At 63.2% G+C, this 14840-nt stretch carries 13 protein-coding genes and 1 pseudogene; 9 read left to right on the top strand and 5 right to left on the bottom strand.

Translation table 11 applies throughout. The features are described from left to right. The 6 genes and pseudogenes from V7116_RS22175 to yqeC form a co-directional block, all read left to right on the top strand. Positions 1-1484 (top strand): annotated as a pseudogene (locus V7116_RS22175) (hypothetical protein); the annotation flags it as partial. A 70-nt stretch (positions 1485-1554) separates the two neighbouring features. Further along, on the top strand, positions 1555-2181 hold the full coding sequence (locus tag V7116_RS22170) for a metallophosphoesterase family protein (protein WP_324394168.1): 627 nt from the start codon (positions 1555-1557) through the stop codon (positions 2179-2181). A gap of 74 nt (positions 2182-2255) precedes the next feature. Then, positions 2256-3692 (top strand): FAD binding domain-containing protein, encoded by a 1437-nt coding sequence (locus tag V7116_RS22165; protein ID WP_324394167.1) that lies wholly within the window; start codon positions 2256-2258, stop codon positions 3690-3692. A 26-nt stretch (positions 3693-3718) separates the two neighbouring features. Further along, entirely contained in the window at positions 3719-4150 is a 432-nt protein-coding gene (locus V7116_RS22160) for a hypothetical protein (protein ID WP_324394166.1), read from the top strand. Between the two features lie 35 nt (positions 4151-4185). Further along, a complete protein-coding gene (locus V7116_RS22155; protein WP_324394165.1) occupies positions 4186-6411 on the top strand; it encodes a xanthine dehydrogenase family protein molybdopterin-binding subunit in 2226 nt (741 codons plus the stop codon). Between the two features lie 85 nt (positions 6412-6496). Continuing rightward, a complete protein-coding gene (gene yqeC / locus V7116_RS22150) occupies positions 6497-7858 on the top strand; it encodes a selenium cofactor biosynthesis protein YqeC (RefSeq protein WP_324394164.1) in 1362 nt (453 codons plus the stop codon). 6 nt (positions 7859-7864) lie between these two features. Here yqeC and V7116_RS22145 read toward each other — a convergent pair whose 3' ends face one another. The 5 genes from V7116_RS22145 to ruvB all read right to left on the bottom strand — a co-directional run bounded on the left by V7116_RS22145 (position 7865) and on the right by ruvB (position 12073). Further along, positions 7865-8692: a hypothetical protein gene (locus V7116_RS22145; protein ID WP_324394163.1), complete on the bottom strand. Its 828-nt coding sequence runs from the start codon at positions 8690-8692 to the stop codon at positions 7865-7867. Next, on the bottom strand, positions 8689-9579 hold the full coding sequence (locus V7116_RS22140) for a purine-nucleoside phosphorylase (protein ID WP_324394162.1): 891 nt from the start codon (positions 9577-9579) through the stop codon (positions 8689-8691). Before V7116_RS22140 ends, V7116_RS22145 begins: the two co-directional genes overlap by 4 nt. A 93-nt stretch (positions 9580-9672) precedes the next feature. Continuing rightward, positions 9673-10779 carry a tRNA preQ1(34) S-adenosylmethionine ribosyltransferase-isomerase QueA gene (gene queA, locus V7116_RS22135; RefSeq protein WP_324394161.1) on the bottom strand — a complete coding sequence of 369 codons (1107 nt, stop codon included), beginning with the start codon at positions 10777-10779 and terminating at the stop codon, positions 9673-9675. Between the two features lie 3 nt (positions 10780-10782). Further along, positions 10783-11025 (bottom strand): DUF2905 domain-containing protein, encoded by a 243-nt coding sequence (locus V7116_RS22130; RefSeq protein ID WP_324394160.1) that lies wholly within the window; start codon positions 11023-11025, stop codon positions 10783-10785. 28 nt (positions 11026-11053) lie between these two features. Then, positions 11054-12073, bottom strand: a complete 1020-nt coding sequence (ruvB, locus tag V7116_RS22125) for a Holliday junction branch migration DNA helicase RuvB (RefSeq protein ID WP_324394159.1) — start codon at positions 12071-12073, stop codon at positions 11054-11056. Positions 12074-12283: 210 nt separating this feature from the next. On the opposite strand from ruvB, the gene upp reads away from it, so the two are divergent. From upp to V7116_RS22110, 3 genes are all read left to right on the top strand, one after another. Next, positions 12284-12910 (top strand): uracil phosphoribosyltransferase, encoded by a 627-nt coding sequence (gene upp / locus V7116_RS22120; RefSeq protein ID WP_324394158.1) that lies wholly within the window; start codon positions 12284-12286, stop codon positions 12908-12910. A gap of 73 nt (positions 12911-12983) precedes the next feature. Next, complete coding sequence (locus V7116_RS22115) at positions 12984-14093, top strand: MraY family glycosyltransferase (RefSeq protein WP_324394157.1); 1110 nt, start codon at positions 12984-12986, stop codon at positions 14091-14093. Between the two features lie 382 nt (positions 14094-14475). Beyond that, positions 14476-14840: hypothetical protein (locus V7116_RS22110; RefSeq protein WP_324394156.1), on the top strand; the 365-nt coding region annotated here is incomplete at its 3' end.

The raw sequence follows: 14840 nt of genomic DNA, 5'->3' as shown, positions 1-14840 counted from the left end.
TCCCGGCGGCGGCCTGGGCATCCGGCGCGGTAGCCGACGCGCTGGCGCGGCGCGGCCTCGCACGGTGGGCGGAGTGGGCGCTGCCTGCGCTGATCCTTGCGCCCGCGCTGCTGACGACGATCACGTTCGCGGGTAATTACGCGGAAAACGTGACGGTCGTGCGCGACCAGCAGGTTCCGATGGCGGAATGGACCGCCGCGAACTTACCCGCAGATGCGCGTATCGGCGTGCACGATGTTGGGGTGGTGCGCTATTTCGGCGATCACGCCCTGTACGATGTCGTTGGGCTGACGACACCCGGCCCGGCGGCGGCATGGCGGCAGGGCCCCGGCGCGGTGTACGAGCACATGGCGCCCAGCGCGTACCGGCCCGACTACTTTGCGATTTATCCCGACGTGCAGGGGCTGCGCTACCTGCTGGACGCGGGCGTATTTGGCGACACGCTGGCCGAATTCTCCGTCAATCTGCCGCCGCATAACGTCGCTGCCGCGACGGGCTATCAGGCCGTATATGCAGCGGACTGGTCCAATACGCGCGCGGAGGAATTCGTCGCACAGGCGACGACGCTCGCTTACCTGGACGGATTCGATCTCGTGGACCAGATCGACGTGGCGAACCTAGACAGCGAAGCCGCGCACGGGTACGAATGGTGGCAAGGCGAGACGCCGCCGGGCTTCGTGACCGAGGTCTACCACCAGCCATATCTGGCGTGCGGGCTGGACGAGGGCGGCTGTTGGGCGACGGATGGCGGACGCGTGTTGACGGGCGGCGAGTCGTTCACGCTGCAAACGCGGCCCGGCGAGGATCTGCTGTTAGTGACACGCGTGCATGGGCGGACGAGCGTGCCGCTGCGGATCACCGTCAACGACGAGGCTGTTACGCCGCGCGTCCAGCCGGGCGTACCCGGTCATTGGCTGGAAGTGGTACACTTGATTCCGGGTGATCTGGTTACCGGCGCGGAGACCCATGTGCGGATCGAAGCGGAGATCACCGATCCGGCGCAGGACGCGTATATGCCGTATTATCACTGGGCGTACCAGGGCGCGTATCCCGGTGCGCCGGAAGACGCTGGAACGTCGCTGGCGACGTTTGGCCCGGCGGGGCAGATCGCGCTGCTGGATGCGTCGGTCGAGCAGGAGCCAGATGCAGTACAGGTCCGGCTCACATGGCGCGAAACTGCCCCTGTCAGCGGGGATGGTATCGTGTTCGTGCACCTGTACGACGATCTCGATGCACCGCCGGTCGCGCAGATCGTGGAGCGCCCAATGGGCGGTGTGCTGCCGCCCGCGAACTGGCTGCCGGGCGTGCTGGACGATACGCATACTGTCACGCTGCCCGCGGATTTGCCTGCCGGGACATATACCGTCGCGGTGGGGCTGTACGACGCGCGCAGCGGTGAGCGGTATGCGGTGCAAAGCGAATACAGCGCCGGAGATGGGCGCGTTATGATAGGCGAAGTTGTTATTGGAGAAGGTGAGTCGTGAGCCTAGACGTTTGGCTGGAAAGCCGCTGGATTGAGATGCCGCACGCATCTGCCTTTGTGAAAGTGCGACCGTGAAGATCCTTGCCGTCAGCGACGTGGTCCTGCCACAAATGCAGGATGCTGAGTATCTGGGGCGGTCGTACGATGAGGCGACCCTGGTGGTGAGCTGCGGCGACATGCCTGCCAGTTATCTGGATTTTATCAGCTCAATTTTGTGCCTGCCGCTGTACTTCGTACGGGGCAACCACGATGGAAGTTATCAACCCGGCCACCCGGGGGGCGACAATCTGCACGGTCGAATTTTGACGTTCAAAGACTTCTCATTCGCTGGCCTTGAAGGATCAATTCGTTATAATCAAGGGCCAGTGCAGTATACGGAACGAGAGATGTTTGCACGAGTGGTGTGGATGATGCCGCGCCTGCTCGTGTCGGAGTCGGTGCGTGGGTACGGGATCGATGCGTTCGTGGTGCATTCGCCGCCGCGTGGCATCCATGATATCCCCGAAGACCGCGCACACCGCGGCTTTAAAGCATTTCACTACCTGATGCGCTGGGCGCGGCCCCGCTACTTGCTGCACGGCCACGTCGATACCTGGGACCGGCGGCAGACGATCCAAACCGTCTTTTACCGCACGGTGGTCGTCAACATCAATCCGGTGACGCTGCTCGACCTGGGACAACCGGATAGTGGAACTTAAGCGGTAGGCCCTGGTAGGACGGCACGCCGCATCGAAAACACATCCTATACAGCTTCTCAAACGGTAGAAGGACTATGTGGCGAAACTACTATAGCGTTACATCCATCGGAGAGGCCCTCGACCTGCTGGCACAGTATGGCGCGCAGGCGCGTGTCGTGTCCGGGGCGACCGACTTGATCCTGGAACTGGAGCGAGGCCAGCGCGCGGGGGTCGACACCCTGATCGACATCACACGCGTGCCCGGCCTGGACGAGATCACAGTGCACAGCGACTCGATTCGCCTGGGGCCGCTGGTGACCCATAATCATGTGGTGCACCATGCGGATATCGTGGCGCGGGCGCTGCCGCTGGCGCAGGCCGCGTGGTCCGTGGGCGCGCCGCAGATCCGTAACCGGGGCACGGTCGCGGGTAACGTGATCACGGCCAGTCCGGCAAACGACACGATCACGCCGCTGTGGGCGTTGGGCGCATCCGTTACGCTGAGCTCGGTGCGCGGCGAACGGACGGTGGAGTTCCCTGCGTTTTACCAGGGCGTGCGCCGCACCGTCATGGAACCGGACGAGTTGCTGACGGGCATTACGTTCCCGATGCTGGCGGCCAACGAGCGCGGAATCTTCCTGAAACTTGGGCTGCGCCGCGCCCAGGCGATTTCGGTGGTGAACATTACCGTGATCGTCGGAATGGACGGGGACACGATCACCAATGCGCGCATCACGCTGGGCAGCGTGGCGACGACGATCATTCGCGCGCCGCTGGCCGAGGAATACCTCCAGGGCAAGGCCCTGACTGACGAAACGATCCGCGAAGCGGCGCGGCTGGTGGCTGAAACGCCCAAACCGATCGACGACGTGCGCAGCACTGCGGCGTATCGCTCGGAGATGTGCCGCGTCCTGGCGGCGCGGGCGCTGCGAGCGCTGCGTGACGGCGCGGAACGTGAAGGCTGGCCGGAAGATCCGGCGATGCTGTGGGGCGCTGGCGACGGGCACGTTCACGAGACACTGCCCGCGATGGTCCGGCACGAGGATGACGCGGCGGACACGATCGTCACCACGGTCAACGGGCAAACTTATTCGCGCACGGGCGGGATCGACAAGACGCTGCTGCGCTTCCTGCGCGAAGATATCGGGCTGCCCGGCACCAAAGAAGGCTGCGCCGAGGGTGAGTGCGGCGCGTGCACGGTGTACGTGGACGGCATGGCTGTGATGGCGTGCATGGTTCCTGCGCCGCGCGCGCATGGCGCCGACATCGTCACGGTCGAAGGGTTGGCCCAGAACGGGGACCTGCACCCGATCCAGCAGGCGTTCATCGACACGGGCGCGGTGCAGTGCGGTTACTGCACGCCGGGCTTCCTGATGGCGGGCGCAAAGCTGCTGGAGGAACATCCGCATCCGTCGCGCGAGCAGATCGAGCAAAGCGTCACGGGCAACCTGTGCCGCTGCACCGGGTACTACAAGATCGTGGAAGCATTTGAAAAAGCGGCACAACAAGAACTGGCCGAAAGTGATCGCTAACTGCGCTTGAAAGTGAAGAGGTTCCCATGACGAATTATACTCCTCGACAGTCCCAGCCGAAGCGCAAAGGGCGACCGCTGCTGCCGGTCATCGGTTTGCTCTTGGCAGTCTGTTTTGCGGCGATAGCGTATGTTATCGCGCCGCCATTGGTCGATCTGCTCACGGAGCAAAGCCCGAAGATCGGCACCCAGTTTGCCCAGCTTCGCCGCGATTATGGCGAAAACAGCGTGGAATATATCTTCACGGGGCTGGTGTGGCTGCTGCTGCTCGGCCTGTCATCCTTTATTGTGGCGCTGTTCGTGGGGAAGGATCCGGCGAAGGAAACCTTCGATATGATGGGACCGCACCCTCGGGATACGAAAGCCGTCGCAAAGGCGCAGCGCAAAGCGCAAAAAGAGGCGAAACAGCGCCTGAAAAAGCGAGAAGCGCAGCGTAAAAAGGAAGACCGACCGTACTGAGTTCCCTTTCGAATCGTGCGCGAGGAGTTATCAGCGTGGATCAGAAGAATTTTATTCTGGGGCAGAGCATTCACCGGATCGACGCCGTGGGGAAAGTCACGGGCGAAACGCCCTATCCCGGCGATATCGATCTTGAGGGGCAGTTGTGGATGAAGGTCCGCTTTACCGACCGCGTCCATGCCCGCGTCACAGCCATTGGTACCAGCCGCGCCGAAGCCTATCCGGGCGTGATCGCTGTGTATACCGCTAAAGACGTGCCGGTCAACGAGTATGGACTGGGCATTTTCGACCAGCCGGTGCTGTGCGGTCCTGGCAGTGCCAAGCCCGACGGGGATATTGTGCGCTGCGTCAGCGACTACGTTGCCGTGGTTGTTGCAGAAACCGAAAAGATCGCTGCTGAGGCGGTCAAGCTGATTGACATCACGTACGAAGATCTGCCCATCGTGACGGATGTCGAGGAGGCGATGAAGGATGGCGCGCCGCAGCTTCATGCGAGCGTGAAGAACAACATCCTGACGCATCACCGGATCCGTCACGGTGATATGGCGGCGGGCTGGGCACAGGCCGAGGTGATTGTCGAGGGCGAATATCGCACCGGCTACCAGGAGCACGCCTACCTCCAGCCGGAAGCGGGCCTGGGTTATCTCGACGAAGAAGGCCGCGTGACGGTCGTGGTCGCGGGGCAGTGGGTCCACGAAGACCAGGAACAGGTCGCGCATGCGTTGGGTTTGCCGCTTGACCAGGTGCGCATCATCTACCCGGCGATCGGCGGGGCGTTTGGCGGACGCGAGGATATGTCGGTCCAGATCATCCTGGCGCTGGCGTCGTGGAAGCTGGAACGCCCGGTGAAGATCATCTGGAGCCGCGAAGAGTCGATCGTTGGCCATCACAAGCGTCACCCGATGATCTTGCGCACCAAGTGGGGCGCGACGCGTGAGGGCAGGGTGGTGGCCGCTGAGGCGACGGTGATCGCGGACGCGGGCGCATATGCCTACACCACGCCGAAGGTGCTTGGCAACGCCAACCTGATGGTCGTTGGACCGTACGAAATCCCGAACGTTAAAGTGGACTCGTTCGGCGTTTACACGAACAATATCCCGACCGGCGCATTTCGCGGCTTCGGCGGCCCGCAGGGGGCTTTTGCCGCAGAAAACCAGATGAATAAGCTGGCGGAGCTGTTGGGCATGGACCCGATCGAGCTGCGCCTGAAGAACGTGCTGCGTGAAGGCGCGATCTTTTGCACGGGCACGCCGTTCCCGCCCGGCGTCACGATGGACCGCGTGCTGGAAAACGGCGCGTTGGAAAGCGACTACTGGGATCGCGTTGGCGCGACCTGGCAGAAGCGCCCGGTCGCGCAGCCGCTCGACGGCTCGAAGCGGCGAGGAGTCGGCGTGGCGATGGGCTTCAAGAACATCGGGTTCAGTTTTGGCGCGCCTGAGCAAAACTGGGCCACCGTCGAAATTCACGGCGACGGCCAGATCGAGCGCGTCGTGGTGCACCAGGCGGGCGCGGACGTCGGGCAGGGCGCGCACACCATCTTCGTGCAGATGGCTGCCGAAGTGATCGGTGTGCCGGTGGAAATGGTCGAGCTGCTGGGCCACGACACCGCCACGAACGGGACATCGGGCAGCTCGTCCGCGTCGCGCATGACGTTCATGGCCGGGAATGCGATCAAGGGCGCAGCAGAAATGGCGCTCAAGAAGTGGCAAGACGAGGAGCGGCCCGCGTTCGCCACGTACCAGTACCGTCCTCCCGCCACAACCCCGCTCGATCCCGAAACCGGCGAATGCAAGCCGAATTTTTCTTACGGCTACATGGCGCAGTTTGTGGAAGTCGAAGTGGACGTTGAGACCGGCTTCGTTGAGGTGGTGCGCGTGGTGTCGGCACACGATGTCGGCAAGGCCCTGAATCCGATGCTGGTTGAGGGACAGGTCGAAGGCGCGGTTGTGCAGGCACTGGGCTATGCGGTGATGGAAAATCTGGTCACGAAGGATGGAAAGGTGTTAAATCCCTATCTGTCCACGTATCTCATTCCGACGATCTGGGATATCCCGCGTGAGGTGAAGTCCGTGATCTTTGAATATGGGGATCCGGAAGGGCCGTGGGGCGCGCGTGGCATGGCCGAGATGCCGTTTATCTCGTTCGCGCCTGCGATCACCGCGGCCATTCACGATGCGACCGGCGTATGGATCGACCAGATCCCGCTGCTCCCGGACCGCGTGGTGACCCACATGCGGACGCATGGGTTGGGCGTCATCTGAACACGTACCCCCGGACGCATGGGCGCAGGCAGCATTGCTGCAAGTGCCCGCAGCAACACCTGAGTTAGAGTGCGAGGCGGTGCCTATGCGACTGAAAGAAGCGCTCCGCGTACAGCGGGGAGATGTGGTGGCATTCGTGGGGGCCGGCGGCAAAACGTCGGCCCTGTTTCGCCTTGCGCGCGAGCTGCACGAAGACGGCTGGCGCGTCCTGGCGACGACGACCACGCGCATTGCGCGTGAGGAGGTCAAAGCTGCGCCGCTGGCCGTCCAACTGACGGCGAACGTGACCCCCGAGATGATCCGGCAGTGGCTGACGCAGCACGGCTTCGTGTTCCTCTACGGGTCCGATAACCGGCGCAAGGGCCGGATTGCCGGGCTGCACCCCGATGTTATCCCCGGTTTGTTGGACACGGTGGACTCGGATGTGATCTTGATCGAAGCGGACGGCGCGCGGCGTCTGTCGTTCAAGGTCCCCTACGATCATGAACCGGTCCTCCCAAGTGATACGTCGCTGGTCGTGCCGGTGGCGGGCATCGACGCGTTGGGCCAGCCGCTGGACGAGCAGCACGTTTATAATGCGACACGCATCCAGGAGCGGTACGGTTTTCCTGACGGCGAGCCGCTGATCCCGCCGTGGATGGCGGTGGCAATCCGTGATTCGGAATTGGGGCTGCGCAACATCCCCGAAAATATGCGGATCGTGCCGCTGCTGAATAAAGTTCCGGCCAGCGGATTGACGCGCACGCGCGCGCGTCGCGTCGCGCAGTTGGTGCTGCGTTCGGAGCGTGTAGAGGCGGTCGTTATGGGCGAGATGAAGGGCAAGGCCGAGCCGGTGCACGAGGTCCAGCGCCGGGTGGCGGCGGTCGTCCTGGCCGCAGGGCTTTCGACGCGTATGGGCCGCTCGAAGGCGCTGCTGCCGTGGGACAATAACCGGACCGTGATCGAAGCGGTGGTCAGCCGCCTGATCACGGCGCGCATACAGGACGTTGTGGTCGTGACGGGGTTCCAGGCCGAGGGCGTCGCGCAGGCGCTTTTACGCCAACCCGTCGTAACCGTGCACAATCCGCGTTATGCCGAAGGCGAGATGCTGTCCTCACTGCAGGCCGGGCTGAACGCGCTGCCCGCGTCCGTTTCGGCGTGCTTGGTGGTTCTGGGCGACCAGCCGACGCTCGATCCGCGCGTGATCCTCAAAGTGCTGGCGGCGTACAGTGAAGGCAAGGGCGAGATCGTCGTGCCCGAATATCGCGGTGATCGCGGTCACCCGATCCTGATCGGGCGGCGCTTCTGGCCGGAAATTCTGGCGCTCGAAAGCGGCGCGCCGCGCGATGTGATCCGCCAGCATCCCGACGTCACGGCGCACCTTGAAGTCAATACCGACTCGATCCTGCGCGACATCGACACGCCCGAACAGTATTACCTTGAGCGCCGCCGGGCAGGGCTGCGCTGAGGCGGCTCAGGGCGTTGGCGTTGGGACGGTGATGATGCCTTCCGACGGATCGGTCGTGGGCACGACGGAGGTCGGCGTAGGCTCCGGCTCTCCGATGAAGATCGTGATCTCGCACAGGGCGCGCATCCACTGCGTATTATCGAAAACGGTCACGCGGAAACGATAGCGGCCCGGCGCGAAGTTCAGCGGCGAGATGTCTCCCAGCGGCCCGTTGGTCACTGGCTGGTCGTAATCCCCAATGGGCGCGAACTCAGCGCCCGTCACGTCCTGTTTGATTTCAAAGCGATAGAACGCGAAGTTGGAGATCGACGCGGTTCCGATGACCGTGGTTGATTCGAAGATCAACTGCCCGTTGGCCGGAATTTCGATGTTGGCTGAATCGGCGGGGCAGCCCACGATATCCCCCGCATCGGGCATGATCGTGCCGACCAGGGTTGCGGTGGGGGCAGGCGTGGCGAAAATTTCGTCGGAACCGGATCCGCTCTGCGGCGTGGTGTTCAACGAGAGCGGCGCATTGGCGGCGGGCGTGCTGGTCACGAAACGTTCCGCCGCGATGTCGGACGTTGTACCGCCGCCGACCCGTAGATCGCGCATCTCCGGTGCGATGAACACGCTGATTGCCCACACGCTCAGCAGCATCTCGACCAGCAGCCCGCCGAGCGTGATCGCGCTGGCGCGGCGTACCAATGCCTGCTCACGCTCCAGCTTGAACTGGGCCAGCGCTAAATCGCGCCGGGCGCGCAGCAGACGCGCGCCCATCCAGAGAATGCCCGCCGCGCACAAAATGTACAGGCCGGACGAAATCGTTTCGACAAAAAAGACCAGACTGTTCATGCGTGCGGACCGTTTTCCATCTCCTCGGGATCGAACGGCGGCATATCACGCAGGATACCTCGCAGCAGCAAGGTGAGATTCGGCACGATCTGGCGGCCCAGGCGCAGCACGTCTTCGTGGCTGACTTTTTCCTGCGTTTCGGTGCTGTCGATGGACATGTTGGTGATAGTCGAGAGGCCCAGCACGCGCATTCCGGTGTGATATGCAACCAGGGCTTCCGGTGCGGTGGACATGCCGACCGAGTCGCCGCCGAGCAGCCGCAGCATCCGTACTTCCGCAGGTGTTTCGAACGTGGGGCCGGAAAGCGACACGTAGATGCCATCGCGCAGGGTGAGGTTGTTCGCCCCCGCGACACGGTGCGCTAGCTTGCCCAACGCGGGATTGTACATGCGCGTGTGGATCGAAAACCGGGGTCCGAACGATTCAAGGTTCGGGCCGATCAACGGATTGGTTCCGGTGATGCCGGGCAGGTTGATGTGATCGTTGATGAGCATGATGTCGCCGGTTGAGAAGGCCGGGTTAAGGCCGCCCGCCGCATTCGTCAGGATGACCGTATCAACCCCCAACAGCTTCATGACGCGAACGGGCAGCGTCACCTGCGCCATCGTGTAGCCTTCGTAGAAGTGAATGCGGCCCTGCATCGCCACGACCGTGCGGCCCTCAAGCTGGCCGATCACCAGACGTCCCGCATGGCCCTGGACCGTGCTGTGCGGCCAGTGGGGGATATCGGCGTAATCGATGACGTCCGGTGCTTCGATGGCCTCGATCAGCGGGCCGAGGCCCGATCCCAAAACAAGCCCAATGGTCGGCTGCTGCCGGGTGTGGCTGCGGATGTAGTCGGCGGCTTCACGGTAGTGTGCTTCGGGGATCACGTGATCGTCCTGCATGCTCATCTCCAATCCGTCGCGGATACCAGTAGGTCCGGCGGCAGCGCACCGCCGGACGGATTATTGTAACACGTCGTGCCAGCCTGAGGGAGCTTAAACCAGCAGGCAAGCATCCCCGAGGCTGTAGAAACGATATTCGCGCTGGATGGCGTCTTCGTAGGCGCGCAGAATTTGTTCGCGGCCAGCGAACGCGCTGACGAGCATGAGCAGGGTCGAGCGGGGCAGGTGAAAATTCGTCAGCATGACGTCCACGGCGCGGAAGCGGTAGCCGGGGATGATGTACAGGTCCGTTTCTTCGTCGATGGCGATGACGGGCCGCCACGGACACGTGTTATACGCCAGCGACGCCAGCGTGGCCTGAACGCTGTTGGCGTCGTTGTACGGCGTGCCGTAGGCTGCGGAGCGGATCGCGGCGGTTTCGAGCGTGCGGACGCTGGTCGTGCCCACGGCAACCACACGATTGCCACGCAGCTTGGCCTGATTGATGATTTGCGCGTCTTCGGGCAGCAGTATGCTGCGCTCGCGGTGGATCTTGTGCTGCGTGATGTCGTCCTCGCGGACCGGGGCGAACGTATCCAGGCCGATGTGCAGCGTGCAGTAGGCGAACTCAATCCCCTGGCGCTTCAGATCGACCAGCATATCCGGGGTGAAGTGCAGCCCGGCGGTCGGTGCGGCGGCGGAGCCGTCTTCGCGTGCGAACACGGTCTGGTAACGGTTGGGATCGGCCAGCGGGGTAGTGATGTACGGCGGCAGCGGCGTTTCGCCCAGTTCGTCCAGATAGGGCTGGATGGGCGCATTGAATTCCACGATACGCTGGTTTTCCTCTTGCTCCTCGATGATCGTCGCGGTGAGATGATCGCCATCTTCGCGGCCAACGACGAGCTGCGTGCCGGTTTGAATGCGTTTGCCGCCCACAATCGCAACCCAGCGGCGATCGTCGAGCGGGCGCAGCAGCAGAATTTCCGCTGCGCCGCCCGTCGGGACCTTGTGTGCGGGCAGGCGCGCGGGAATCACGCGGGTCTGGTTGAGCAGCAGCACGTCTCCGGGCGAGAGGTACTCGCTCAAATCGCGGAAGGCGCGGTGTTCGATCTCGCCGGTGTCGCGGTGGAGCACCAGCAAACGTGACGCATCGCGCGGCTCGATGGGCGTCTGCGCGATGCGTTCGGGGGGCAGATTGTAATCGAAATCAGAAAGATGCATGGGTTAACGACTCAGCAGGCGCAAGATAACATTGAGGACAATAGTGAGCAGAACACTGATGATGATCATACTGACGATCGGTGCGAAGCAGGTGAAGTTCCGGCCCTCGATATGAATATCGCCCGGCATGTGACCGAGATCGCGCAGAAACGGGACACGCCCCAGCACGGTAAACACAAGTCCCAACGCAACCAGTACGACGCCAAGCACGACAATCAAGCGGCCAATTGAACTGAGGTCTGACATCCTAAACCGTGTCCTTATGTGCAAGCAGCTAGAACAGCGGCTCCTGGCGCTGGGGACGCCTGATCTTTAGATGCTCATATGCCAGCCGCGTTGCAGTGCGCCCGCGCGGCGTGCGTTCCAAAAAACCAAGCTGGAGCAGATACGGTTCATAGACGTCCATGATCGTATCCGGTTCCTCGCTGATCGACGCGGCGATGGTGTCTAGTCCCACCGGCCCGCCGTCGAACTTCTCAATAATAGCATGAAGTACGCGTCGATCGATATCGTCCAAGCCGAGCGGATCGATTTCCAACAGATCGAGCGCTTCGCCCGCCACCTGCTCGGTGATTTCGCCGTCCGCACGCACCTCGGCATAGTCGCGGACGCGTTTCAGCAGGCGCAGCGCCACGCGGGGCGTGCCGCGCGCGCGCTTGGCGATCTCGTGCGTACCGTCGCTGTCGATCGGAACTTTGAGCAGGCCCGCCGCGCGTACCACGATGTCCTGCATGGCCTCGATGCTGTAAAAGTCGAGACGGTAGACCGCGCCGAAGCGAGAGCGCAGAGGGGCGGTCAGAAGCGCTAACCGCGTCGTCGCGCCGATGACGGTGAAGCGCGGCAGGTTGAGGCGTACATTTTTGGCCGAGGGGCCCTTGCCGATCACGATGTCCAGCGCAAAATCTTCCATCGCAGGGTAAAGGACTTCTTCGACGGCGCGGCCCAGGCGGTGAATCTCGTCGATGAACAGCACGTCGCCTTCGCGCAGGTGCGTCAGAATCGCGGCGAGGTCGCCCGCGCGTTCGATGGAGGGGCCCGCCGTGATGCGGATGTTTACTTCCATCTCGTTGGAGATGACGTGCGCGAAGGTGGTTTTGCCCAGGCCGGGCGGACCGTAGAGCAGGATGTGATCGAGCGGCTCGTGACGCGCTTTGGCCGCTTCGATCAGGATGCGCAGATTTTCGACCAGACGTTCCTGCCCGGTCATTTCGTCCAGGCGGGTCGGGCGCATGGCAGCGTCGATGCGATCGTCGGGGCGTTTTTTGCCGCTGACCATGCGGCTGGCGTCAGTCATGGGGATTTATCCTTGCTCGAACATTTATGCTAGAAGTATACCGGAGGCGGGACGATCGTCCAAGAACCTCCGGCGCAGCGCAATGTTAGGAGATTGTTAGCGGTGCGCATAATAGTACATGAGCGACAGCGTTCTGTCAGGAATGCGCCGTTGACAGGCGGCGGAGCAGGGTTACAATTCTGAGCGCGCTTACGTTCCCCGGGAGGCCCGATGAATAACGTTTTTGTCTCGACCCATCCCCTCGTCAAACACAAGCTTACGCTGCTGCGCAGTGTCAAAACCGAGCATAAAAAGTTCCGCGAATTGATCCGCGAGCTGGGTATTTTGCTCGGCTACGAAGCGACCGCCGATCTCGATCTGGATGATGTGCCGGTCGAAACGCCGTTGGCGACCGCGCCCGGCCATCATCTGCGCGAAGAAATTGGGCTGGTCCCCATTTTGCGCGCGGGCCTGGGCATGGTGGACGGGTTCCATGAGATGCTTCCCGGTGCGCAGGTGTGGCATCTGGGCCTGTACCGCGACGAAAAGACGCTGCGCCCAGTATCGTATTACAACAAGCTGCCCGTAGAACCGACCGTGCAGGTGTGCCTGATCCTCGATCCGATGCTGGCGACAGGCGGATCGGCGACAGCAGCGATCGACGTGCTGAAGGAATGGGGCGTCAAGCGGATCAAGTTCGTGGGCCTGATCGCCGCGCCGGAAGGGCTGAGCGTTGTGCAGGCGGCGCACCCTGACGTGCCGATTCATCTTGCCGCGATCGATGAGCATCTGAACGAGCGCGGCTTTATCGTGCCCGGCCTGGGCGACGCGGGCGACCGTCAGTTCGGGACGGCATAGAGTCTGCTCGGGTAGGTTGTGTGGTTGCACGGCGGGCAGGGGGTTGCCCCTGGACCGCAGGTATTGAGGGCGTATGCCAGCTAATCATATTTTTTCGTTTGTGGTGGTGTTTGCGGCTGCATTCCTGATCGCCTTTGCGCTGACCCCGCTGGCGGAACGCCTGGGGTGGCGCTGGCATATCGTGGACGATCCGCGCGGGCGGCACGATCACGACAAGACGATGTCGAAGTTCGGCGGGTTGGGGATGTACGCCGCGTTCACGATCGCCGTGATTATCGCCCAATTTCTGCCCGTGGTGCGCACCGACGATAAAGAAATCGTCCGGCTGGCTGGGCTGCTGCTGGGCGGCGCGTTTTTGTTCGTGTTTGGCATTCTGGATGACCGCTACGAATTTGGCGCGCTGCCGCAGTACGTCGCGCAGTTGATCGCGGCGGCCATCGCCGTCCTGTTCCTGATCTTCATCGAGCGCTTCAATAATCCGCTGACCGGCCACTCCACACCGGAGTGGCCCTACGCGGTCACCGTGACGCTCACGCTGCTCTGGCTGGGCTTCATGATGAACACCGTCAACTGGCTGGATGGCGTGGATGGGTTAGCGGCGGGTGTGTGCGGTGTGGCCTCGCTGATGATGTTCATCCATGCGGCGTTCCGGCTCGATCAGGTGAGCGTGAGTCTGCTGCCGCTGGCGCTGCTGGGTGCGACGCTCGGATTTCTGCCCTATAACTTCCATCCAGCGCGGATCTTCATGGGATCGAACGGCGCGCTGTTCCTCGGTTATACCATTGGCGTGCTGAGCATCATCGGCGGCGCGAAGATGGCGACGGTGCTGCTGGTGATGGGCCTGCCGCTGCTGGACGTGGTGTGGCAGATTGTGCGCCGGGCCTCGACGGGCGGCGATCCGATGAAGGGCGACCGGGGGCACGTGCATTACCGGCTGCTCGATCTCGGCCTGTCGCAGCGGCAGATCGTGCTCGGCTACTACGCGTTCTGCACGCTGTTCGGCGGGTTGGCCCTGATCACGGCCAGCCGCCTGTTCAAATTGATCGCCCTGCTGGTGATGACGGGCGTGATTGTGACGGGGTTCGCCGTGTTGGGGCGGCGCACAAAGAAGCTGCTCAACACGCCCCCAGAGGATGAAACGGCGGAATCTGCGCCGTCGCAGGAATCGTCCCAGTCGGGCTAAACGTCGTCGAAATCAACGTATTCCAGTTCGTCATCGTCGTCGAGATCGTCATCCAGATCATCGACGTCATCCTCGTTGTCAAATCCCGTATCTTCGCCAATCCCAAACTTGGACCGCTGCGCGTCGCGCGAGAATGGGCCCGGGCGCGACGAATTGAACGGTCTGCCGCCGGGCGGGTTCGGACGGGCGGGTTGGCGCAGCGTGTCGGAATCGGGCGTACCCAGTCCGCCGGAAGGCAGCGGCGGGCGCGTACCATGTGCAGGAGGCGGACCACCAGGGCGAGCCGGAGGCGCTTCGCCGGGGCTGCGCGGCGTGCCCAGTGGGGGTCGTGCGCCCGGTGCAGGTAAAGGTCCACCAGGACGGGCAGGCGGGGCACCCGAGGGTGAGTCGTCAGGGTTGCGCGGCGTGCCAAATGGTGGGCGTGTGCCTCCCGGCGCAGTCGGTGTGCTACCAGGACGCGCAGGGGGTGCGCCGGGCACTGATTCGCCGGGACCGCGCTGTGTGCCGGTTGGCGGGCGAGCGCCGGGCGCGGATGGTGGTCCACCAGGACGGGCAGGCGGGGCACCCGAGGGTGAGTCGTCAGGATTGTGCTGCGTGCCAAACGGTGGGCGTGTGCCTCCCGGCGCAGGCGGTGTGCTGCCAGAACGTCCAGGAGGCGCGCCGGGAAGCGGGCGTGGCGGCATCTGCGGACGTTCCGCCGGTTCGCTGGGAAGCGACTGGGCCGGGAGCGGTGCGCGCGGCGCGGTG

Source organism: Aggregatilinea sp. (genome assembly GCF_036822615.1).
Taxonomy (GTDB): Bacteria; Chloroflexota; Anaerolineae; order Aggregatilineales; family Aggregatilineaceae; genus Aggregatilinea.
The sequence above is the reverse complement of the archived record's forward strand: the minus strand, read 5'-3'. Positions and strand labels throughout refer to the sequence as shown.

Coding starts and splice junctions, on each gene's coding strand:
- V7116_RS22165 (WP_324394167.1), top strand. CDS start 2,256: ATGTGGCGAAACTACTATAGCGTTACATCCATCGGAGAGGCCCTCGAC.
- V7116_RS22160 (WP_324394166.1), top strand. CDS start 3,719: ATGACGAATTATACTCCTCGACAGTCCCAGCCGAAGCGCAAAGGGCGA.
- yqeC (WP_324394164.1), top strand. CDS start 6,497: ATGCGACTGAAAGAAGCGCTCCGCGTACAGCGGGGAGATGTGGTGGCA.
- V7116_RS22145 (WP_324394163.1), bottom strand. CDS start 8,692: ATGAACAGTCTGGTCTTTTTTGTCGAAACGATTTCGTCCGGCCTGTAC.
- V7116_RS22140 (WP_324394162.1), bottom strand. CDS start 9,579: ATGCAGGACGATCACGTGATCCCCGAAGCACACTACCGTGAAGCCGCC.
- queA (WP_324394161.1), bottom strand. CDS start 10,779: ATGCATCTTTCTGATTTCGATTACAATCTGCCCCCCGAACGCATCGCG.
- V7116_RS22130 (WP_324394160.1), bottom strand. CDS start 11,025: ATGTCAGACCTCAGTTCAATTGGCCGCTTGATTGTCGTGCTTGGCGTC.
- ruvB (WP_324394159.1), bottom strand. CDS start 12,073: ATGACTGACGCCAGCCGCATGGTCAGCGGCAAAAAACGCCCCGACGAT.
- upp (WP_324394158.1), top strand. CDS start 12,284: ATGAATAACGTTTTTGTCTCGACCCATCCCCTCGTCAAACACAAGCTT.
- V7116_RS22115 (WP_324394157.1), top strand. CDS start 12,984: ATGCCAGCTAATCATATTTTTTCGTTTGTGGTGGTGTTTGCGGCTGCA.